The sequence below is a fragment of the Ignatzschineria sp. 22MB058224 genome (assembly GCF_058188435.1).
Genome location: NZ_CP187366.1, coordinates 208,503 through 230,836 on the forward strand (window position 1 = coordinate 208,503; position 22,334 = coordinate 230,836).

General features: G+C 38.0%; 16 protein-coding genes. 14 read left to right on the top strand and 2 right to left on the bottom strand.

The features are described from left to right. Nucleotide 1: 1 nt before the first annotated feature. From tssA to ACPF7B_RS00870, 9 genes are all read left to right on the top strand, one after another. Complete coding sequence (tssA, locus tag ACPF7B_RS00830) at nucleotides 2–1,558, top strand: type VI secretion system protein TssA (RefSeq protein WP_490505748.1); 1,557 nt, start codon at nucleotides 2–4, stop codon at nucleotides 1,556–1,558. Next, nucleotides 1,555–5,169, top strand: coding sequence for a type VI secretion system membrane subunit TssM (tssM, locus tag ACPF7B_RS00835; protein WP_490505749.1), 3,615 nt, complete (start codon nucleotides 1,555–1,557; stop codon nucleotides 5,167–5,169). Before tssA ends, tssM begins: the two co-directional genes overlap by 4 nt. Nucleotides 5,170–5,180: 11 nt before the next feature. Further along, the gene (locus tag ACPF7B_RS00840) at nucleotides 5,181–6,317 is read left to right on the top strand and encodes a tetratricopeptide repeat protein (protein WP_490505750.1); all 1,137 of its coding nucleotides are present in this window, start codon (nucleotides 5,181–5,183) and stop codon (nucleotides 6,315–6,317) included. A gap of 294 nt (nucleotides 6,318–6,611) precedes the next feature. Continuing rightward, complete coding sequence (locus ACPF7B_RS00845; protein WP_490505751.1) at nucleotides 6,612–8,675, top strand: type VI secretion system Vgr family protein; 2,064 nt, start codon at nucleotides 6,612–6,614, stop codon at nucleotides 8,673–8,675. Nucleotides 8,676–8,749: 74 nt separating this feature from the next. Beyond that, nucleotides 8,750–12,331 carry a DUF6531 domain-containing protein gene (locus ACPF7B_RS00850; protein ID WP_490505752.1) on the top strand — a complete coding sequence of 1,194 codons (3,582 nt, stop codon included), beginning with the start codon at nucleotides 8,750–8,752 and terminating at the stop codon, nucleotides 12,329–12,331. A 121-nt stretch (nucleotides 12,332–12,452) separates the two neighbouring features. Next, a complete protein-coding gene (locus ACPF7B_RS00855; RefSeq protein WP_490505753.1) occupies nucleotides 12,453–12,776 on the top strand; it encodes a DUF3870 domain-containing protein in 324 nt (107 codons plus the stop codon). Between the two features lie 338 nt (nucleotides 12,777–13,114). Beyond that, a complete protein-coding gene (gene glaH / locus ACPF7B_RS00860) occupies nucleotides 13,115–14,032 on the top strand; it encodes a glutarate dioxygenase GlaH (protein ID WP_490505754.1) in 918 nt (305 codons plus the stop codon). A gap of 507 nt (nucleotides 14,033–14,539) precedes the next feature. Further along, the gene (locus tag ACPF7B_RS00865) at nucleotides 14,540–15,880 is read left to right on the top strand and encodes a c-type cytochrome (RefSeq protein ID WP_490505755.1); all 1,341 of its coding nucleotides are present in this window, start codon (nucleotides 14,540–14,542) and stop codon (nucleotides 15,878–15,880) included. Between the two features lie 78 nt (nucleotides 15,881–15,958). Continuing rightward, on the top strand, nucleotides 15,959–16,825 hold the full coding sequence (locus ACPF7B_RS00870) for a c-type cytochrome (RefSeq protein WP_490506475.1): 867 nt from the start codon (nucleotides 15,959–15,961) through the stop codon (nucleotides 16,823–16,825). A gap of 404 nt (nucleotides 16,826–17,229) precedes the next feature. Here the strand turns inward: ACPF7B_RS00870 and ACPF7B_RS00875 are convergent, their stop codons facing one another. Next, a complete protein-coding gene (locus ACPF7B_RS00875) occupies nucleotides 17,230–18,945 on the bottom strand; it encodes a Na+/H+ antiporter (RefSeq protein WP_490505756.1) in 1,716 nt (571 codons plus the stop codon). 97 nt (nucleotides 18,946–19,042) lie between these two features. Further along, nucleotides 19,043–19,315, bottom strand: coding sequence for a rhodanese-like domain-containing protein (locus ACPF7B_RS00880; protein WP_490505757.1), 273 nt, complete (start codon nucleotides 19,313–19,315; stop codon nucleotides 19,043–19,045). 193 nt (nucleotides 19,316–19,508) lie between these two features. Between ACPF7B_RS00880 and msrB the strand changes: the two genes are divergently transcribed. The 5 genes from msrB to ACPF7B_RS00905 all read left to right on the top strand — a co-directional run bounded on the left by msrB (nucleotide 19,509) and on the right by ACPF7B_RS00905 (nucleotide 22,288). Beyond that, on the top strand, nucleotides 19,509–19,946 hold the full coding sequence (msrB, locus tag ACPF7B_RS00885; RefSeq protein WP_490505758.1) for a peptide-methionine (R)-S-oxide reductase MsrB: 438 nt from the start codon (nucleotides 19,509–19,511) through the stop codon (nucleotides 19,944–19,946). A gap of 251 nt (nucleotides 19,947–20,197) precedes the next feature. After that, entirely contained in the window at nucleotides 20,198–20,512 is a 315-nt protein-coding gene (locus ACPF7B_RS00890; RefSeq protein WP_490505759.1) for an ArsR/SmtB family transcription factor, read from the top strand. After that, nucleotides 20,509–20,934: a YeeE/YedE family protein gene (locus tag ACPF7B_RS00895; protein ID WP_490505760.1), complete on the top strand. Its 426-nt coding sequence runs from the start codon at nucleotides 20,509–20,511 to the stop codon at nucleotides 20,932–20,934. The genes ACPF7B_RS00890 and ACPF7B_RS00895 overlap by 4 nt, the downstream gene beginning before the upstream one ends. 4 nt (nucleotides 20,935–20,938) lie before the next feature. Next, nucleotides 20,939–21,352 carry a DUF6691 family protein gene (locus tag ACPF7B_RS00900; protein WP_490505761.1) on the top strand — a complete coding sequence of 138 codons (414 nt, stop codon included), beginning with the start codon at nucleotides 20,939–20,941 and terminating at the stop codon, nucleotides 21,350–21,352. A 66-nt stretch (nucleotides 21,353–21,418) separates the two neighbouring features. Then, entirely contained in the window at nucleotides 21,419–22,288 is an 870-nt protein-coding gene (locus ACPF7B_RS00905) for a peptidylprolyl isomerase (protein WP_490505762.1), read from the top strand. The last annotated feature ends 46 nt before the right edge of the window (nucleotides 22,289–22,334 follow it).

Consider the following 22,334-nt stretch of genomic DNA (forward strand, 5'->3'; position numbering starts at 1 on the left):
GATGAGTTTTAGCCAATTTTTAGAAAAGTTCGGTCAACCGATCGCCGGTGATAATCCTAATGGCGCAGATATCTCTTATGAAAGTGATTTTGAGTGGCTAGATACCGAAATTATGAAGATCGGTTCTCTCAGCCATGAATCTGTGGAGTGGGAGAAGATTGAACAAAAATCAATGATGCTCTTGACAGAGCAGAGTAAAGATTACCGTGTGGTGACATTTTTAACGCAATGTTATCTGAAAAATTTATCTGCTGATTCCATCGCACAAGTCTTATCGTTACTATCAGTGATGATCAAAGAGTTTTGGGATGGTTACCCTTTTCATCAGGGAAATAAACGGGCGGAGTTAAATAGACGCAGACAATTAGCACAAATTCTTGTGCGAGCAACGCAAAAAATCGAAGAATTAGAAGCTTTAGGAGATGTAGTACCTCAAGCTTCTTACGAGCGCCTACAAACATTAGCGACAGCGATTGGGAATACCTTAAAGGCAAAAGAAGAGACGCTTGAAGAGTTTGAAAATTTAGAGATTTCCTTAAAACGGTTGCTAGTTGAAGAACAATCTGAAACGGTTGCCACAACCGATGTTAATGGAGATTCTTCGTCTATCGCGAATAATGAGATGCATTCTACCTCTGCTTCCAATAATAGGGAGCCGGCAGGAAAGCATGTGGTGACTAAGAGTAAATCTTTGGCAACTACGAATGTATTATCTATTAAAGATCTCTTTAAATCTGTCGGTGATCAGCAGACACTTAATTACTTTATCGATATATTTACAGCAAATCATGAAGATTTAATTGCGGTAATTTTACGCCGCATTCATCTTTGGGAAGGTATTTTAGAAGCGCCGATGAGTGATGCAGAAGGTGAAACAACCCTTTCTGCGCCATCACAAGAGTTAGCAAGCCGATATCGAGCTTTGTTACATGATAAAAATGTAGATCGTGATTCATGGATTCAGCTCGAAAATTCGCTTTCAAAAGCACCGTTTTGGTTTGATGCCCATTTTATGAGTGCCACGATCGCTCAAAAAATTCTTTCGCCAGAAATCGCGCTTATTATTCAAGATCGGATTAATCAATTACTTGAACGTCTACCACAACTCAAAGGTTTGACGTTCAGTAATGGTGAGCCTTTTTTCTCGCCTGAAACTATTGCATGGTTAGAAGAAAAAGTGAGGATTGGTACAGGACAAAAGGATATTTCTTGTGATGCTAGTGATAAAGCCCAGTTCTATCAATTAAAACCATGGAATGATTATCTCTTAAATGTAGAAGCTTATTATCAAAAGGAAGGATTTACGCCGGCACTTCATTATATCCACGATGAAATTGAAAACTCTATCAATCTTCGGGAAAAAACATTATGGAAATTAGCTCTCTCGGAACTTTATCGACAAGAGAATCTCCATGAGCTAGCACTTCATAATGATCAGCTGATCACCCAAATTATTAGAGAATTACCCGTGACAGCATGGGAACCACAATTGGTCGAAAACTTAGCAAAAGAATTGCGAATTGAAAAGAATAATAATGGTAAAGGAGTCGATAAATGAGACGTTTTTTCTACAGGGAGTTACGCTATTTAAATCCTATTTTACGCGTATGGCGCTTTATGCGCCCTTATCTTCGTAGTTCAGCACCGACAGCGCTCTTTTTCCTCTTTATCGCCATCCATATTATTGTTTGGTGGAAAGGACCTGATCTTGTTATCGATAAAGAGCATCCTCTAAGTTCTGTCACAAGCCGTGTTCTCTTTTCGATTGTCTTTACACTCGCTGCGCTTCTTTTTATCAGTTTTAAGATGCGTAAAGAGATTAAAAATTATTATAACGATCGAAAAAAAGAGGAGCTCTTAACCGTTGATGTCAAATTAAAATATATTGAACGCCAGCGCGTTGAGCTCAATGAGATGGTAGAAAATCTCAAACAAAACTATCAAGAGAATAATCATCTATATGATATTCCTTGGTACCTTGTAGTGGGGTTATCTGATGCTGGGAAGACGAGTCTGATTAAATCCTCTGGCATTGATTTTCTCTATAAATCGATTTTAGATGCTTCAAATTTCAAAAGTGAAAACCCCTTTAGTTATAATTGGTGGTTCAGTGATGATGCGCTCTTTATTGATCCTGACAGTGAAATATTGGTTCAAAAGCCCCTTACAGTTTTAACGCCTGGAGAGAATGACCCACAACTTGCCCGCCATTTATGGCTCGATTTTCTTGATTGGGTAAGCGAAGTACGTGTTCAACGTCCGCTCAATGGTATTGTATTAGTAGTGGACTTGCCTCAATTAGTAGGGAGCTTAATCGCTGAGCGTCGTGCCCATGCCGGAATTTTACGGGCACGTATTCAAGAAGTAATCTCAATGGTTTCAAGCCAAATGCCGATCTATGTAGTTTTTACCAAACTTGATCAGCTACAAGGATTTAAAGAGTTCTTTAAGCATCTTAATAAAGATGAACGGGAATCGCTCTTTGGATTTACTTTCAAAATTGATGCTGTTAATAGTGTCAATGGTTGGCTCAAAGATTTTAAAGATCAGTATGAGGAATTTTTGGCAAAAATTAAAGCATGTTTGCCGACCGCCATGATCGAAAGTGCTCAGCAGGATGATCGTGTGGCACTTTATAGTTTTTATCAGCAATTACTGGGTATTAAATCGATTCTTTCACAGTTTTTACGCGAAGTACTGATTAGTGATAAGTACTCAATGCAGCCGCTGATTCGTGGTGTCTATTTTACGAGTATCTACCAACAAGGTGTGCCTTATAATCTCTTTTTAAGTGAAATCGTTAAGCGTTATCAGCTTGATAATTATGCAATACGAGCACAAGATAATCGTTATTCAACACCGTTTTTTACTAAAGATCTCTTTACGAAATTAATTATTAAAGAGTCAGGGCTTGCCACTGATAATGCCAAAGAGGTGAAACGCAAACGTTCACTCTTTGTGAAGATCGGAATTGCTAGTAGTGCTGTTGCCATTATTTTACTTGGTTTTGTCAACTATTACTATTTTAAAAATCTCTACTCGCTTGGACAAGTGCGTGAAAAGGTCGAGCTGTTTGTAGAACTCCCAGGAAGTGGACAAAAGTTAGATGTGACCGGGCAGGTGATGTTGCCGGAGTTAAATCTTATCCGTGAAGCGATGTTAGAAATGGGCGATTTCCGCTCATTAACGCCTTTTTCTGAAATGGGTTTAAATCAAGCAAAAAAGGTCGGAACGGCGATTGAAAGCACCTATTTACGGTTACTCTCTTATGGGTATGTGCGTCATTTAGCATCGGGCGTTGCCTATAAATTGAGTCTAGCTGAGCCAGAAAGTGATGAGCAGCTTCGTCTTTTGCGTATATTTCATATGTTAACGAATCAAAAAGCGCGTATGCCGGATTTAGTGATGGATTATTTCACTAACTATTGGCAGCCCCTATTTTCAGGACAAGCTCAAGTGCAGAGTAATCTTATTCGTCATCTTGACTATGCGCTGAAATATACCGATGTTGGGCAAGATCGCGAAGATGGTGTGATAGAAGCAGAAGAGGTACTCTTTCCATACGATGACCTAGTCGCTAAATCACGTATTGATATCCGTAAAATCCCAATGGAACAGCGGATTTATCGTAGCTTTAAGCATTATGGGTTGGTGAAGTACAATACGCCGCTTGATCTACGAGTGGAAGTAGGACCGGCATTTGATATTGTCTTTGCACAAGAGATCAATAACGAACCGATCCCAACTGATATCCCCATGATTTTTACCAAAAAAGGGATTGATCAATACTACTCAACGCAATCAGATAATGTCTATCAAATGGCTATTATTGACAACTGGATCATTGGTGAACGTGAGCAGCTTGAATATACCGATGAGGATCTTGAATGGTTTAAAACGAAGATTCGCGAACAGTATACTGCTGACTATATCGCAGTATGGCGAGAGCGCCTTAATAATCTTGATGTCCGTCCTTTTAATAGTATTAGTGATGGGGTATTAGTCCTCGATAATGTCTTGGGGGGAAATCAGCCATTTCAACGATTATTGGCATCCGTAAAGGATAATACACAATTAACGGCGAACCTTGCCGCAGACCAAAAGGCGCGTCTTGAGCTAGAAAAATCGAATACTTATTTCTTATCATCCGAAATTAATGGTGATTTCTATAAGCTCAATAAAATTACTGATAGTGTTATGCAGACAGATACAAGTACTATTGCGCCACTTTTTAATACGGAAGTGATGGATATTATTGGAGGCGTTAATACTTTATTGCGTAATATTCAAGATGCCCCTAATCCCGGGCAAATGGCCTTATTGACTGCTAAGAACCGGATTATGCTTAACGAGAGTGATCCTATCTATGCCTTAACGCGAGTATCTGCGCAATTGCCATCCCCCATGAATCGAATTGTGAATAAATTGGCAGTCGAATCGTGGAAAGTGATTTTAATGGCGGCATTAGCAGAGGTTGATAAAAAATGGAATGAGGAGGTTTACGGGGAATTTGTTTCAACGTTAGCGCCGAAATATCCGTTTAATCCAAGTGCTAAAGCGGAAGTTTCGCTTGAAGAGTTTATTCATTTCTTTGGTGAAAATGGCACGATTACTAAATTCTACAAGGAAGATCTATCGCCATTCTTAGGTGATTATCTAGCAGTTGATGGGACTTCGGCCGGAGAGAAATTGATTAAGCCAGAGGTATTAGAGCAGATCAGAAGTGCGGAAAAGATCCGTAAAGGATTTTTTAATCAGCAAGGAGTATTAGGTATTGAATTTATGATTGCACCAGTTTCAATGGGCTCGCAAATCCAGCGTAGTGTTCTCAATATTGAAGGACAATATGTGGTCTTTACCCACGGTCCTAAACATTGGTATGCACTTGTTTGGCCCAATACATTAACAAAATCCGCTAGCGAAACAATTGCGAAGCTGAGTATGACCGGTGGTAAAGCGCAGTCAACAATTACGACTCATGGCCCTTGGGCGCTCTTTAGAATGTTTGATCAAGGGACATTAACCCCAATTTCCGGAGATCGTCTATCGTTAACCTTTAATCAAAAAGGGGTGCCGATGCGCTATGAGATTAATGTTCCGGGCGAGATTAATCCTTTTACAACGACATTGTTACGTCAATTTTATCTCTCACCTTCGCTGTATAAATAAAAAGGTAAAGCATGAAAAAAGTATCTAAAAGATCGAACTTGCATTATTTGTTAAAATATCTCTTTTCTGCAGTAAGTATTTCATTATTGATTGTAGGATGTGTGGGATTAAATAATACACAGAGTCAATTAGGGAATCGAATTGCACAAGAGACTGATTTTTTTATGGAAGAAATTCGTCAATTTGATCCACAAGCCTCATTTATCTGTGTATCAGAGGTGTCTACGCATAAACCTGTGCAAGTGCGCCAGGCTTTTCAACGTGCAGAGCAGCAATTTTCCCGAGATATTGCATTAAGTAACAAAATTTCGCTTTATAACCGTGCGTTGGCATTAGGCGAGACAAAAGCTTTACCAAGAATGTTAATGCTGTATGAAACATATGCTCTTTATAGTGATGGTATTCATAATGAAAATAAGCAAAAATATGCTCAGGAGATTGAGAATATTTATGTGAAGATTATGCAATCGCCTGATTTAAATGAGCGATATACACTCTTTGCTAAATTATTACAGAAGAAAAAAGTTGTTACACCTCATCCAAACTTAAGGCCGGAAGATTACCTTTATCATGCCGCTTTAAAAGGTGATCCTGAAGCTCAATTACTCTTAGGGGATTACTATCTTTATGTAGAGGGTGATTATCAGAAAGGAAAAAGTGCTTATCATTGCGCTCTAAAACAAAATAATGCATCTGCACATCATGCTTTAGCTGTCGGGTATGAAATATTTGAAGAGAATTATCCAAAAGCAATTGATCATCATTTACAAGCAGCAGATCACGGCTCTTTAAAGAGTTTGCTCTATTTAAGAACGACTTTCCGAGATGGTTTGAATGGGTATGCAAAGAATCAAGCGCTTGCTGATTGCTTCGATCATTTCTATCGAGCAACGTTGCGTAATCCTTATGGGCTTAAGAGTGTTTCCAGAAATTGTCGTGTACCCAATCATCAAACAGCGAATAAAAACAAACCAGCAACAGCGCAGGAGTTAAATGCTAAAATTCGTTATGCGGAGCGTCAATTTAATCCTCGAAGTTCAGAACGTTATCAAGGAACTTTACCAATGAAATTTGAAACCTTCTCTGAAGAAGAACTACGCAAAGAACGACTTTTGAAAGCGCTTAAAAATAAGCAATTAGAGTTTTAAAAATTTAGATAGATATATTTTTGTTAAGGGGCTAAAAGCCCCTTTTTTAATGGAAAAAATCTCGATTGAAATGGCAAAAAGTTGCCGCAAAGAGTGCAATTTACAAGGGTTAATAGGCAATTTTTGATACGTATCAGGTTTATAAGGCTTTAACACCGAATAACCTGTTTTTTTACGATAGTCTAACCGAGGAAAAATTTTATTTTGGCCCACGCTATTTGCGAATATTTCTCTTTAATAGAGTTAGAAAAAGCGCAATAGAAGTGGCAATAGACTTCATAGGGATAGTAGAAAATGGTTAATCGACAGTATCATGATGTCCGCTTTGAGTTTGCGGTCGAAGGTGTGAGTAGATTTGCGGTATTGAAGTTCACATTTGAAGAAGGGTTATCAACCCCTTTTTGTGGTGAGATTTCGTTAGTGAGTGCGAATCCCAATATTGATCCACGTGAAATGCTCAATAAAAAAGGGGTGTTGAAGGTTTATCAAAATAGTCAACATACTCGAACTTTCCATGGCATTATTCAACGTTTTGAGCGCGGAGACACTGCGCAAGATACTCGGTATAAGGTTACGATTGTTCCTGAGTTCGCTCGACTCTCTTTACGTCACAATTCCCGTATTTTCCAAAAACAGACGGTGATTGATATTTTAGAAACCTATCTTTCTGAAATTCAGTTAACTGATTATGAGTTAAAAATTCATAAAAAACATACTCCCAGAGAATATTGTGTGCAATATCGGGAAAATGATCTTGAATACCTTCATCGAATTCTTGCAGAAGAGGGAATTCTCTACTACTTCCAACATACTGATAAAGGCCATAAATTGATCTTTACCGATCACTCGCCTGTCACAAGACATATTAATAAAGAGGTTCTATACGATACCTTAGCAAGTGGAATTCAAGATCAGAGCAATATCAAATCGCTCTTTTTAAAGACGGAGATTCGTCCAACGCATGCAGTGCTTGATGAGTACCATTTTCAATCGCCTGATTATACGTTCTCTCATGAGGCAGAAGGTTTTGAGATTGAAGATCAAAATGGTATTTATGAGCATTATGATTATCCATCGCGTTATCGTAAACGTGATGTGGGTAAACTCTTCTCGGAGGCGCGTATAGAGTATCTGCGCCGCGACGCACTAACTGCTGTCGGAAGAGGAGATGTTTCAGAGATGGAGCCAGGTTTTTTCTTTGAGCTCAAAAATTGTTATCAAGAAGGATTTAATCGCCGTTGGTTGTTAACGCATGTTAAACATGAAGGAGAGCAGGCACAAGCACATGAAGAACGCGCAACAACTGGCAAAACTCTCTATAAAAATGAGTTTGCGGTATTGCCGCTGAATACATCTTGGAAACCAACACCGAACCCAAAACCTCAAGTCGGCGGGCCGCATGTTGCTGTTGTCACAGGACCACCGGGAGAAGAGATCTACGTCGATAAATATGGACGAGTAAAGGTCTATTTTAAATGGGACCGTCGCCAAACACCTAAACCCCGTGATGAGAGTGAACGTACCTGTTGGATTCGGGTTTCAGATGGTTGGGCAGGGGCTGGTCGAGGGACAATGGCACTTCCTAGAGTCGGTGATGAGGTGATTATTAGTTTCTTAGAAGGGGATCCTGACCGCCCTATCGTAACAGGCCGCACTTATCATGCCTTAAATATGCAGCCCTATGATCTACCCCGTGAAAAAACAATTACCGGCATTAAAACCAAAACCTATCATGGGACAGGTTATAACGAACTCAAATTTGATGATGCCACTAATGAGGAGCTGATCCATATTCATGCACAGAAAAATATGGATACAAAAGTGCTCAATGATCGGACAACGTACGTTATTCGAGATCATTCAGAACGAATTGGCCGCAATCAGAAAATTCTCGTAGAGAATGACCAAACGATTGATATTATCCGTCACGAAACAGAGACTATCGGCGGGAACCATATGTTAACAGTGAAGAAAAACCAGATAGAGACGGTACTACTTAATAAACTCGAAACGATCGGTATTTTAAAAGCATTAACCATTGGCGCAACCTCAATCTCGAAAGTAGGATTGATTAAAGCGACTAATGTGGGCTTCCTCTATAAGATCTGTACCAATATTCTCAAAATGGTGAGCCTTAAAGCGAAGATTGATTTTGCCGGTGTCGCTTCAGTCTTAGGTGCTGGAAAGCATCTTGAATTGGCATGTGGATTATCCAAAATTGTTCTCACATGTGATGGAAATGTCTATATCAAAGGGTTAAACCTCCACTTACAGGCTCAGGCTGCGATTAATGCCGATGGTATGATCGTCAATCTGAACTCCGGCGCTAGCCAATCGCCTCCTACGGCACCGCTCTAATGAGCTTATGCCTTTAAACTCATTGATATGAATTTTTAAAATTGAATCGACAGAATTAAAATAGGAGAGTAATTATGTGTGCAATGCCTGTTGCTAGAATTGGAGATATGACTTTAATAGGAGGGCCGATATTGTCGGGTTCTCCTGGTGTGCTTGCCGGCTTTCCAAGTGGGAAACCGTGTTCACCGGCGGCAAATCTTTTGTCTATTGGTAGTCCGGTAAACCCCGCTATTGGTGCGAAAGTTCTTGTAAATGAGGTTGATCTTTCATTGCCATGTGAGTTGCCGTTAATCCTAGCGAGAAGTTATAGCAGTTATAAAACAGCAACACCAAGTGCCGTAGGTGTTTTAGGTCCTGCGTGGAAGAGTCATCTAGATGTCAGCTTAACAGTTAAAAATCGTGAGATTATCCTTCATGATAAGGAGGGGCGTAGCATCTACTTTGAGCAGCTTATTGAAGGAAGTTCGCTCTTTAGCCCGAGTGAAAATATCTGGTTACTTCGTGGTGGAAAAGAAGAACTTATTGGAGGAAATCCTGCTTTAGGAAATATCTGGAAACAGATCCCACTTGAGTACCGTTTAGATCGCAATAGTTATTTTGTGATGAATAATGTTTTAGGGCCTGTTTCAATTTATCATTATCCCCATCAAAACCATCAAGATGAAATGGCGATTTATCCATTGCCTGTGTCTGAAAAACGTCATTTAGTGATGACAGTGGATATTTTTGGAAATCGTGTTCATTATCAGCGACAAAAAGAAGATGCACAGCTTATAACACAAATTACCGATTCTGCTGGACGCGTATTTCGTCTAGAGTATGAGCAGCTGTTTAAGAAAAATTTCAATAATGCGCATAAAAATGGTTATGGCGAAGATTCCGGCTGGCGCTTAACAGCTCTTTTTTTAGAGAATGACCCCTTATTTCATCTTCTACCTAAAGAGGCCTTGGTTGAATATCGCTACACCGCTAAGGGGGAGTTAGCTACGGTGATTGATCGCTCTGGTAAAGAGAGTCGTGAATTTACATATGATCCTCATAATATCGCTCGAATGATTGGACATAGTTATAGTGGTCGCCCAGTGACGACCTATCGATATGATGCGGTAGGGCGAGTAATAGAACAACATAATCCAGAAGGCTTAAATTACTATTTCAGTTATGGCGTTGATGAGGCGATAGTTAAAGATAGTTTAGATCGTGTTGATCATTACTATTTTGCCGGTGAGAAGGGACTTCGCCGCGTTGTAAAGCATGTCCGTAAAGATGGAACGATTGTCGAAAATAAATTCGATCATAATGGACGATTGATCGCACAAATTGATGCACTTGGTCGCCGAAAATCATTCGATCTTGATGTTGCTTCCGGAAAAGTCGTTGGGAAAACAACCGGTGACGGTCAAGAGTATCGTTATGACTATAACTCAATGGGATTAGTTGTTCGTACAAAAACGCCTTCAGAGGAGATTACCGAATATCACTATGATGAGTATGGTCGTTTGATCGAGGAAGTGAACCATTTAGATGAAAAAATCAGTTATCAATATGGCGAGAATAGCGCTTGCTTATTGAAAAAAATTAATCCGCTTGGGCAAACGACAAGTTATGAATGGAATTTGTATGGACAGAAGATTGCTGAAACAACGGATGAAGGTCACACCACTCGTTTTAATTATGATCAATGGGGGAATGTTGAAGAGATTCGTTATGAAGAGGGGTTATTAGAGAAAAATCGTTATGATGATCGTAATCGCCTAATTGAAAGTAGTACCCAAACTCAGGCAACTATCTATTATCGCTATAATGATGCGGGAGACCTTACTCGCTTGACTTACGCAGATGGAAGCTATAAGACCATGGAGTATAATTCACAAGGTCTAATGATTAAAAGTGAGTATGCGGATCAAGTGCAAAAATATCATTACGATGTCGCGGGCAGAATGGTGAAGTTTATCAATGAAAACGGTGCTGAAGCATTTTTTGAATATGATGCAATGGATCGGCTTATTAAAGAGATCGGCATCGATCAACGGGAAAAATATTATCGCTATAATGACGTTGGACTTATTACCGAAGAGCAAGAGCAAGCGCTTTTAGTTACTTATCATTATAATTATCATGATCAATTGATGAAAAAAGAGTATCAGAATCCAGAAGTTGGTGCAGAGACAATCAAATACGACTATCAAACAGGGCGACTCCATTCCTGCATTAAACAGATTGATGATGAGGTCATTGGGGTACGTTTTGGATATGATGCACTAGGACGAATTGCTAAAGAGACTCAGTGGGTGGCTCAAGGAAAAGAGCAATTATGGCAATATGAAATTAGCCATCGTTATAATGCACTTGGTGTTCGTGAGGCTTCTAGAATTGAAGGATTACCAGAATATCTTTATGAGGTGGATAGTGAAAAATACCTCACGGCTATAAGGTTAGGAGCGCATTCGTTATTATCGATTGATCGAGATGCACTCTATCGTGAAAAACATCGTCAGTTTGGCCAATATATTTTGCGATCAGAATATGATAAAGCAGGGTATCTTGCTAAAAATATCGCTGAAGATCATGCTTTAGCAATACTGAATCGGCATTACCAATATGATATGAAAGGCCAATTAATTCAGACTATAACGAATAGCGGTGAAACACAGTATCATTATGATATAACGGGGCGTATAGATAATGTTGTTTCCAATAATTATAAGCGTGAATATCACTATGATAAGGCAGGTAATCGCTTGCCAAATATTCCACATCCACTCTATCCACAATTTACAGAAAATCGTTTAATGGAAGATGAACGCTACTTCTATCATTATGATAATTTTGGTAATTTGGTAAAAAAAGAGCATCGATTTGAAGATGAACATCATCAATTTATCTATAATTGCGCACAGCAATTAGTTCGTTTTGAAAAATATATCGGCACTGATAAAGTGAAAGAGACGCATTTTCGTTATGATGGATTTGGTCGCCGTATTAGTAAAGATATTTCTAATTTCTGCAAAGGAGAGTTTATCAATGATACGCATTATTGGTATGGGTGGGATCAAGAGAAGCTTGTGACGATAGAGCATGATGAAGAGCGTATTCATACACTCTATAACCCTGCATCCTTAGAGCCCCTTATTCGTATCGCTCAAAGGTTGCCCCTACCTGAAAAAGTACAGACCCTTTCTGACTTAATCTCTGCAGGCGTTGAAGTCGAGTTACCCGATCTGATAAAAGATCGTTTTGATCGAGTAGAAAGGGAGATTCGTGCAGGCTCTTTATCGGTCGAAATGGCAGAATGGTTGGCAGAAATAGGCTTTGATGAGAAGACAATAGCCACTTTTTTACCAGATGAGCTTGAACCCCCTAAAGTTGCAATGCACTATTATCACTGTGATCCTTCAGGAACACCATTGGCATTGATTAATGAAAAGGGTGATATTGATTGGGAAATTGAGCTCGATCCATTAGGGAACAAAATACGGGAAGAGAATGAGAAGAAGCTTTATCAACCATTGCGATTAACAGGGCAGTTTTATGATGGTGATTCAGGATTACATTACACTTTTAATCGTTATTATGATCCGATGAATGGTCGTTATATTACCCAAGCGTCACGAGTTTCGAAGTTGATGACGACAAATCCTTATCTTGCCCATTAATTTAAGAGAATGTAATTGTTATTGCAAAGCACTCAATGATTCGCTATAAGAAAGAGAGGCTTTTACGAAAGTAAGAGCCTTTTTAGTATCAGATGATTAAATATGAAAAAGGAGAAGAGGAGTGAATAGTAAAACCGTTTTTTTAGCGGGCTATGCACGTTTGCCACAAGGAATGGCCGCAAAACATCTGTTCGAATCAATGACCATTACGGTTGAAATTGAACCGAAATATGGTGTTATCTTATCGGCAGATTGTACATTGATTACAGAATTAGGGCGAAATTTTATCCAACAGTTATTGCGGGGATACAGTTTTAAAGATGGGATTGAGCCGATGATTGAGGCGATTCATGAGTGCTATAAAGGCAAGGCTGAGAGTGCGCTAATAGCAGCCCTTCGAGACTTAGATCATCAATATCAACATATACAAAAAGAGCTCGAATAAAAATAATATAAAAACTAGACTTTGTTTTTGTTGCATGCTACATTCTAATTATATTATCAACATAGAGATGTGCAAGACCGACTTCCTCGCTCTTTTCCACAATCAAAGCTTGATATCATAAATTTTATAAGCCGTTCATAAGTAACTGCATATCCATTTCGGATCGCGACGCCAGCGACCAAACAAATGGCTGAGCCAGTGAATAGAGTTAATAGTTTGCTATTGACCTACTCACTGGTTTTTTTGTGCGGTAAACTTAAACGAAATAGTCATACATAATCAATAGCAGTCTCAGTCTATTAGAAATGCTTTAGTATCCCTAGAAGGGAGGAAAAACTATGTCAAAATTTATCCAAAGTAATGCGCAATTTGTAGCTAAATTTAATCCACAGTCAAAACGTTTAATTGACATTCAATTATCTAAAAATGTTGTAGAAAGTTTTTTAACGCGTGTCCGTGAAGAGAGTATTGGTGTACAGCGCTTAGAATATACCCCGTATGAACGTCAAGTAATTGCAAGTTATTTAGATGAACTTGTCGGTCACGACTTTGGCAATATGTTGCGTGATATTATTAATGATCGTGAAACAGGCGGATTTACCATTGGGCTAGAAGGTGTTTCAAAAGATACTGATGAATATGTGATTTTCTCTACTGCGATTGCTCATCTTGTGGGGATCTCCAATTTTGACTCTATGACAGGCAAATACTATGCCCGTTTTACGGTGAGAGATACGGACGACAGTGATTCATATTTGCGTCAAGCTTATCGTCTCTTCACGCTACATACTGATGGTACTTTCGTTAATGAGGCCACTGACTGGCTCTTGATGATGAAGATGGTAGAAGAAAATGCTGTGGGTGGCGAGAGTCGTCTACTTCATCTTGATGATTGGAGTGAATTGAATAAGTTTTATAGAAGCTCTTTAGGTGAGCATAAGTTCCAATATATAGCACCACCTAGTAAAAATGTTCAAGAGATTGTTTTCCGTAAACTCTTTTTCTTAAAGAATAATCGCCCGTGTATCTGTTTCATTGATCAATTTGCTTATCCCGAAACAATTGAAGAAGCAAAATTCTTAAAAGCGCTTTCGAATTCTATGGAGAGCGATAAAAATGTGATTGAGCTTAAATTACCAGTGGGCAATTTAGTGGTACTAAATAATGAGTTTTGGTTGCATGGTCGCGCTGCTTTTGAAAAACATCCGGAATTAAACCGAGAGTTATTGCGTCAACGTGGCCATTTTTATGAGTAAAAGATTTAAAAATCGAATTGTTAGGTATATAAGGATGTAAAAAGAAAGAAATAATCTCTTTATATAGCTCAATAGTTAGAGCGCTGGTGATTGCATCAGCGCTCTATTTTATTGAATAGTACGAATCTAAATTGATGAATTCCTTATGATTTTTATTTTTAGATATTTATCTTTTTGATTTTTATTCAAAAAGAGAGAATTAAAATCATTTTTACAAATGATCTTAATAGTTGATCAAAGTCATTTTTTTAAAATTTTATAGCACATAAAATGGTCGACATTTCTATTCTATTGATAGAAGAAATAATTTTATAAACCTAAATATCATTATTAAATCAACTGTTTGGTTGTCTGTTTTTAAAAAAAAGTATTGTCAAGTAGAAACCGTACGAGCTATCGAACAGTAGATACTTTGAGTAGACTGAAGACAAGAGATAGATAAATCTTTCACATATAAAAAATATTTTTTTATAACAAAAAGTAAGCAATCTGATAAAAGGAAAGAGTATGAAGAAAATTATTAGCTGGCTAATTGCGATAGGTGTCATCGGTGTTATAGCGGCTTATGCAGGTGCTTCCTTAATTGTGAAGTCGCGCAAAGCACCCGAACCGGAAAATGTTGCAAAAGTAGAGTACGATAATTCGTTGATTGAACGAGGTCAATACATTGCCCGTTTATCTGATTGTGCAGCTTGTCACACGGTTCCAGGAGAAGCTGAGTATAGTGGTGGTCTTGCAATGCAAACGCCTTTTGGCGCAATCTACTCTACGAATATTACACCGGATGCCGAAACCGGTATCGGTAATTACTCTTTAACAGAGTTTATTAATGCTGTAAAACATGGTGTTCGTAAAGACGATGCACCGCTTTATCCTGCAATGCCATATACTTCGTACGTTATTATGCCGGATGAAGATATGGAAGCACTTTATGCGTATTTCATGACGAAAGTAGACCCTGTTAAGAAAATGAATGGTTCAACAACATTCCCCGCTATTATCAGTATGCGTTGGCCAGTAGCTTATTGGCAGATGCTTTTTTCGCCAATTCGTGAATTTGAGCCTAATCCTAATCTCAGTGATTTAGAAAATCATGGTGCTTATCTTGTCGAGGGACCAGGGCATTGTGGTGCATGTCATACACCTCGTGGACTTGCGTATGAAGAGAAAGCGCTCTCTGATAATTCTAACCTTTTCCTATCAGGCGCAATTATTGATGGTTGGCGGGCAAAGAGCTTACGTGGTGAAGCACAAGGATTAAAAATGTGGGATGCAAGCGAGATTACTGAATTCTTAAAAACAGGCCGCACCGATAAAGTGATTGCTTTTGGTGCAATGGCGGATGTTGTAGAGCATAGTTCTCAATATTGGAGTGATCAAGACTTAGAAGCAACAGCGGCGTATCTTAAGCAATTGACGCCCGCTCCTGGGAAAATATTAGAGCTTCCTAAGAAAGAGGATACTACGACTGATATCCTTCTTTCAGGTCAATATACAGATCCTGGTGCAATTTTATATGTAGAACATTGTTATGCTTGTCATAGAGCAGATGGTGATGGTGTTCCGAGAATATTCCCTGCCTTAAATCTTAATAGTGCGGTACTTGCTAATAATGCTCAATCGGTGATTCAGGTAACTCTTGAAGGTGGAAAAATGCCTGATACGCCGGCAGATCGTATGGCATTTACGATGCCGGCATTTAATCACTTAAGTGATGATGAAGTTGCAGTAATCGTAAACTTTATCCGCAATAGTTGGAATAATACAGCGCCAGAAGTATCGGCGAAAGATGTGGCAGAAATTCGCGAGTTTCTTCGTAATAAAGCCCCTAACATTACTTTAAACTAAAATCGGGAGAACATAATGATGAAAACAACAATGGATAAACGTTCACCTAACTTTAAAAAGAAATTATTGATTTCGGTAATGAGTGGTTTCGTGATGTTGGGCGCTTTAGCAGTTGCCTCAAATTTAACACAAGCAGATCCAGAGCGATTTGCAATGGTGGATGAAGATGGTCATGATTTGGGGTGGTATACTGTCCCATCTGATCTAGAGATTCTTAATGAGCCAAACTCAGAAGAGATTATGTATGGAAAGCTACTGCTTAATGAAACAAAGCGTATGCTCCCCGATAATGTCGGTGCAACAATGAATTGTAATAGCTGTCATATCGCAGAAGGTAAAGCAAATTTTGGCGCACCTTATTTAACAACATCACATCAATATCCGAAAGTAATGCCTCGATCAGGGAAAATGGTAGATTTAGTAGGTCGTATTAATGGTTGTTTCCAACGTTCCATGAATGGTAAGCCCTTAGCACCAAATTCAAAAGAGATGAAAGCAATGATTGCTTATATGGATTGGCTTAGTCAGTCTCAACCAAAAGGTGCTAAAGTGGCGGTGACTAATGCAGGCCCCATCGATGAAAGTCTTGTGCCTGATCCCGTAAATGGACAAATTGTGTATGAACGACATTGTGCAACTTGCCATGGGGATCAAGGAGAAGGGCTTAAAGATAAACGAGGAAATCTTATTTTCCCACCATTATGGGGACCAGAATCTTTTAATATTGGTGCAGGTATGGCAAGAACTTATAAGGCGGCAAGCTTTGTGAAATACAATATGCCAATGGCTGTGCAAAAAGAGGGCGCTTGGGGGCAAGGACACGTTCTGACAGATCAAGAAGCGGTGGATGTATCTGAATATTTTACTCATTTACCACGTCCTGACTTTGAAGGTAAAGTCAATGATTGGCCAAATGGTAAAAAACCAAAAGATGCTCGTTATTAACGGATTGTAGCTTAATTAATAAGTCATATTAATTAAGTTAATATTGTAAAAGATGCTAGAGAAATTTGGCATCTTTTTTATTATTATGAATAGGGAATATTCATCTATATCATTACAGGTGCTGTATGAGTAAATTTCTAGTATTAATAGCGTCATATTATGTGATGTTCAAGTATTATATTCAATGAGGCTTACAGCGTCTCAATTAATATAATGCACTAATACAAATATATCTTTAGCGATATTGAGGATATTGTCGAAGATAGTTTTTATGAAGAATTACATTTTGAATCTATAAACACAAATTATATCTCTCAATTGAGGATAACAAAAAACCGAGGTGTTTTTTCGGCACTTCGGTTTTTAATTTACAAAAGAGATAATTACTAAATCGATTATTTTGATTAATTATTAGGATGAATCGGTGATCGTCCTAATATTAACGCTTCTGCTAAATCAAGCTCATATAATATTTTTGAGTAGAGGTCAGCACTCAACTGTTTTTTCGAGTTGAGCTCATATAATTTACGACGTTCAGCTCGAACTGCAGCAAGGCGCATATGAACTTCAATAGCATCTGTCTCTTTAGTTCGTTGAATCATATGGTTGACTTGTTGAATTTCACTAATCACGTGGCTCATAATTTGGCTAATAAATTGTTGGCTCTCATCATCTTCTTCAATGCCTAGCGCTTTATCTCGTTTTAGTTTCTCTTTTTCTAGTGATTCGGCAGTATTTTTAACAGCATCAATAGCAGCCATGGCAATTTCTGTTCTAACATCATGTTCCTCTATATTTGGCTCTATAAGCTGTGTGTCAGGAATATCGCTTTTCTTTTTACGGAGTAGAAGTGGTAAGAGTAATGAGCCACAAATAAGCGAGAGGATAATGATTCCTGCCGCTAAAAAGATAACTTGATAACGGGCGGGGAAAGGAACATCAGGATTAGTAGAGATTAAAAGTGGGATAGAGAGAGCCGCAGCTAAGGTTACGGTTCCACGTACGCCCGAAAAAGTTAAAATAGCGATCTCTTTCCATGTCATTGTTGAAAATGACATGGGTTTTTTAAATGGTGTAAATGGACTAATATATTTTAAGAGTGCAAGCCATAAAAATCGTAAGAGCATCAGCGCAATATAAATAAGAACAATATCGCCTAAAAGGGTGGTAAATGTTGTTGAAGGATCCACCAATGCATCACTATATGTATCTTGAAAAATACTTGGTATTTGAAGTCCTAACATTAAAAATACGGCACCATTTAACAGATATTCTAAAAGTCCCCAAATACTATTTGCTTTAAGTCGTGTTTGTACTGGTGTGGTTTGCAGTAATTTTGAATAACCAAGTGTCATCCCTGCAGTTACTGCTGATAAAATTCCTGAAAATTCTAATAACTCAGCAATAGCATAAGCGCCAAAAGGCAGTAGCAAAAGCATAATCATTTGTGATCCACTTTCATCATCTTGCAATCGTGCAAGGAGGAGAATAAATTTCACATAGAGCCATGCAAAAACAACCCCGATGATGATTCCTCCAATAGCCATTTTAAGAAAAGTAACACTTAAAATAACGTAATCATGAGCAGTTGAAAGTGCAGTAATACCTAATGCAACAGCAATTGCGAATTTTAAAGAAACAAGCGCAGAAGCGTCGTTCATTAGTGCTTCACCTTCTAAAACTTGCATTAGCTTGTGGGATAATCGGCCTTTCCCAACAATACTTGAAAGTGCAACAGCATCGGTAGGGGATAAAATTGCAGCAAGTGCAAAGGAGACGGGTAAAGACATTTCCGGCATAAAAAAGTAGATCACATAACCCAACCCAATAACAGTGACAAAAACTAAGACTAAGGCAAGGCTGACAATTTCTCTTCCTGCATGAATAAATTCTTTGAGAGGCATTTTCCGGCCATCCTCAAAAAGCAGCGGTGGAATAAAGAGGAGCATAAAGAGTTCAGGATCAAATGTGACATGAAAGCCATTATGTGGCCATGAAACAATTGCTCCTAAAATAATTTGGATAAAAGGCAACGGCATATTAAAGGGAAGGATCTTCTGAACCGTACTTGAAAGTGCGATTAGCATAATGATCACGAATATCGTTATAAATATACTCATAATGGCTTTTTGACTTGGCTCTGAATGATAAAAATGGAAGATACGTTATAAATTGTAAAGGAATAATTATTTTCTGGATAGATAATTATTATTACAATTAATTATTAGCATCATTTTGTTCATAAGATAAATTATCTAAAAGACTTTCATATGCCCCAAGATTAGTGGTATTTGTAAATCCATTTTGTTCTAGAATATAAGCGGCAATTCCTGAACGAGCACCCGCAGCACAATAAAGACCAATCGGAGTATTTTTATCTTCTACATATTTATATATTTCAGGAATAATATTTTGATACTCGATTAATATTGCTTCTTTAAGATGCCCTCTGGCAAATTCTTCGGGAGTGCGAACATCAATAACTAACATGATTACCTCTAGATTTTTTGCTAATAATTATTTTGTGTGTAAATTTTAACACGATTCGGAAAGTATCCGTGTGTAAATGAGAAAAACTCCTGATATTAATACTTCTAAAAGTCTTTAAAAAAAGGTAAATTATGTTTGTAGAGTATACTTCAATTATTCAATATCAATAATAATGATTAGAGGAGTGTTTGTGATGAGTGCAAATAAAGAAGACTTGAAAAATCGATTAACTGAAATGCAGTATTATGTTACGCAAGAAAATGGTACAGAACCTCCTTTTCAGAATGAGTATGATCAAAATTTTGAAGAGGGAATCTATGTTGATATTGTTTCCGGTGAGCCACTTTTTTCTTCCAAAGACAAATTCGACGCAGGTTGTGGTTGGCCAGCTTTTGCTAAGCCTCTTAAAAATGATGAGATTACTGAGCATGAAGATTATTCTTATGGTTATAACCGGACTGAAGTCCGCAGCAGCACTGCTAATTCACATTTAGGACATGTTTTTGAAGATGGGCCAGTGGAATTAGGTGGATTACGTTATTGCATTAACTCAGCAGCTTTGCGTTTTATCCCCAAAAGTCAGTTAGAGGCTGAAGGATATGGAGAATTTTGCAGCTTATTTGAGAAATAGATATATCAACATTGACGAAATTTAGAGGAGGGGTCTTTTACAAAGATCTTAACGATAAATTTCTTTGAGGGGTTAGTCAGCCACTTTAGAGAGTTTATAGCTTTCTTTACGATATTCATTTTTAGCCTGCTAAAATAGTTATGAACAAGGATTGCTATATATTTATTTTTAAATATATTGTTTTTATATATAATGATCTGGTTTCGATATTAAGAAATGGAGATCTTACATTGATTAAATAGGGATAATAAATGTTGGATATTAAAGAAATGCGAGAAGGTGCTCAAGAAGCGACCTCTTTTTTAAAAAAACTAGCAAATGAAGATCGGTTATTACTTTTGTGCCATCTGACTCAAGGGGAATTCTCGGTTTCTCAGCTAGAGAAAATTACCGGTATTCAACAACCGACACTTTCACAGCAACTTGGTGTCCTACGAAATGATAATCTTGTCAAGACACGTCGCGATGGAAAGTGGATCTATTACTCAATCGAAGATCCAAAGGTTTTGACGCTTTTACAGTGTGTATATACATTATTTTGTCCTAAGGAGCCTTCCTCATCATGACATTTTTTTCACTTTCGGCCTTTATTGGAGGTTTATTAATTGGATTATCTGCTGTTATCTTTCTCCTGGGCTTAGGCCGAATTATGGGAGTTAGTGGTATTATCAGCAATTTATTGAGTCGTAAAGGCTTTGCTGATTGGCGATTATTCTTTATTGTTGGTCTATTACTGTCTCCTTGGCTCTATTACCTAGTGAATGGCTCATTACCAATTGTAGAAGTAACAAGTTCAGTACCTATTTTAGTTGCTGGAGGACTTCTCGTTGGTGTCGGTTCTGCGATGGGTTCAGGTTGTACAAGTGGTCATAGTATCTGCGGTATTGCGCGTTTAGCTCCGGGTTCATTGGTTATTACGATCCTTTTTATGCTTGCTGGTGGAATCTCTGTATTTGTTGTGCGCCATCTTTTTATGTTCGGAGGATAATAGTATGCGTTTACTTATCGCTTTTGGTTCAGGTCTTCTCTTTGGAATTGGGTTACTCTATTCTGGTATGGCAAATCCAGAGGTTGTACAGAGTTTTTTAGATCCATTTGGTGATTGGAATCCAGCGCTTTTATGGGTTATGGTTGGCGCGCTTTTAGTCTCTTTTATCGGTGTGTTGGTCGCGCGTAAAATCCATAAAACTTGGATTGGTACTAAGCTCGAGTTTCCTCGAAATAGCAAGATAAACCGAGATCTTATTATCGGGGGACTTGTTTTTGGTGCAGGGTGGGGATTAGTCGGAATTTGTCCAGCGCCCGCGGTGATTCTTCTTGGTCGTGGTTTGTGGGAAGGTGGTATCTTTGTGATCGCAATGATTATAGGGATGAAGTTAGTCGCGATTTCTAAGTCGTTTAAATAATTTATAATTTTTTATAAATTATGTGATATTATTGCACGCATATAAAAGTCATACTAGAAAGGCGATATGATGAGAGCAAGAATACTTAGTTTAATAACTTCTATAATCCTAGCGTGTGTATCAATTGTATATGCGCAAAGTGATGATTTGTTAAAATCGGAAGAATCTCCTTTTATATTTGGGGATCCAGCTATTATATATGATGGTAAATCAATTCCTAAAGATGAATTTATGCTATATGTGGCAAATGTTTATGGTTCACCTATACATGAGTTTCCTACCAAAAAAGATGCTCAAGAAATCGCTTTAAGTTATCTATTGCAGTTAGATTTTGCGCAGAAAGCGAAAAATGCAGGGATAGATAAAACTGATCAATATATTAATTACATGAAATTAAATGAAGTTTTTGCTTTGGTAAGATTTTATCTACAAGAGGAACAGTCAAAAGCAGAGATAACAGATGAAGAAATGCAAAAAGCATTTGAAGAAGCGATCAGTAAAATTAAAATTGATACTGATCTTTTAATATCTCAAATAGTTGTTGATACTTTAGAAGATGCTAATAAAGTAATTGATGAATTAAATAATAACAAACTCACATTTGAGGAAGCGGCGCGTAAATATTCTACTGATGCATTTACCGCAGCTAAGGGTGGTGAATTAGATGGTTGGTTTTCAGAAAGTAGCCTTCAAGAAGATATTTATAAAACAATAGCAGCGTTAGCTCCAGGACAATATACAAAAGCTCCTATTAAAGAGGGTGATCAATACCAAATTTTTAAATTGCGAGAGACTAGAAAAACAAGTTTGCCTGAGTTTTCAGATGAAAGTGTGCAAAATGCGCTCAGACAAGAGATCATGCAAGAGAGATTAGGGAAACTAATTGAAAGTGAGCAAGAAAAAATCAAATATGAAATTCTTGAGTTGCAAAAATAAGATCAATAGCGACAGCAGTAGTATTTGAATTTTTGATAAAAAGAAA

Excerpts from the sequence above, each read along its gene's own strand:
- ACPF7B_RS00895 (WP_490505760.1), top strand. The coding sequence starts at position 20,509 with ATGACATTTTTTTCACTTTCGGCCTTTATTGGAGGTTTATTAATTGGA.
- ACPF7B_RS00845 (WP_490505751.1), top strand. The coding sequence starts at position 6,612 with ATGGTTAATCGACAGTATCATGATGTCCGCTTTGAGTTTGCGGTCGAA.
- tssM (WP_490505749.1), top strand. The coding sequence starts at position 1,555 with ATGAGACGTTTTTTCTACAGGGAGTTACGCTATTTAAATCCTATTTTA.
- ACPF7B_RS00865 (WP_490505755.1), top strand. The coding sequence starts at position 14,540 with ATGAAGAAAATTATTAGCTGGCTAATTGCGATAGGTGTCATCGGTGTT.
- ACPF7B_RS00875 (WP_490505756.1), bottom strand. The coding sequence starts at position 18,945 with ATGAGTATATTTATAACGATATTCGTGATCATTATGCTAATCGCACTT.
- glaH (WP_490505754.1), top strand. The coding sequence starts at position 13,115 with ATGTCAAAATTTATCCAAAGTAATGCGCAATTTGTAGCTAAATTTAAT.
- ACPF7B_RS00900 (WP_490505761.1), top strand. The coding sequence starts at position 20,939 with ATGCGTTTACTTATCGCTTTTGGTTCAGGTCTTCTCTTTGGAATTGGG.
- tssA (WP_490505748.1), top strand. The coding sequence starts at position 2 with ATGAGTTTTAGCCAATTTTTAGAAAAGTTCGGTCAACCGATCGCCGGT.
- ACPF7B_RS00905 (WP_490505762.1), top strand. The coding sequence starts at position 21,419 with ATGATGAGAGCAAGAATACTTAGTTTAATAACTTCTATAATCCTAGCG.
- ACPF7B_RS00880 (WP_490505757.1), bottom strand. The coding sequence starts at position 19,315 with ATGTTAGTTATTGATGTTCGCACTCCCGAAGAATTTGCCAGAGGGCAT.
- msrB (WP_490505758.1), top strand. The coding sequence starts at position 19,509 with ATGAGTGCAAATAAAGAAGACTTGAAAAATCGATTAACTGAAATGCAG.
- ACPF7B_RS00870 (WP_490506475.1), top strand. The coding sequence starts at position 15,959 with ATGAGTGGTTTCGTGATGTTGGGCGCTTTAGCAGTTGCCTCAAATTTA.
- ACPF7B_RS00840 (WP_490505750.1), top strand. The coding sequence starts at position 5,181 with ATGAAAAAAGTATCTAAAAGATCGAACTTGCATTATTTGTTAAAATAT.
- ACPF7B_RS00850 (WP_490505752.1), top strand. The coding sequence starts at position 8,750 with ATGTGTGCAATGCCTGTTGCTAGAATTGGAGATATGACTTTAATAGGA.
- ACPF7B_RS00890 (WP_490505759.1), top strand. The coding sequence starts at position 20,198 with ATGTTGGATATTAAAGAAATGCGAGAAGGTGCTCAAGAAGCGACCTCT.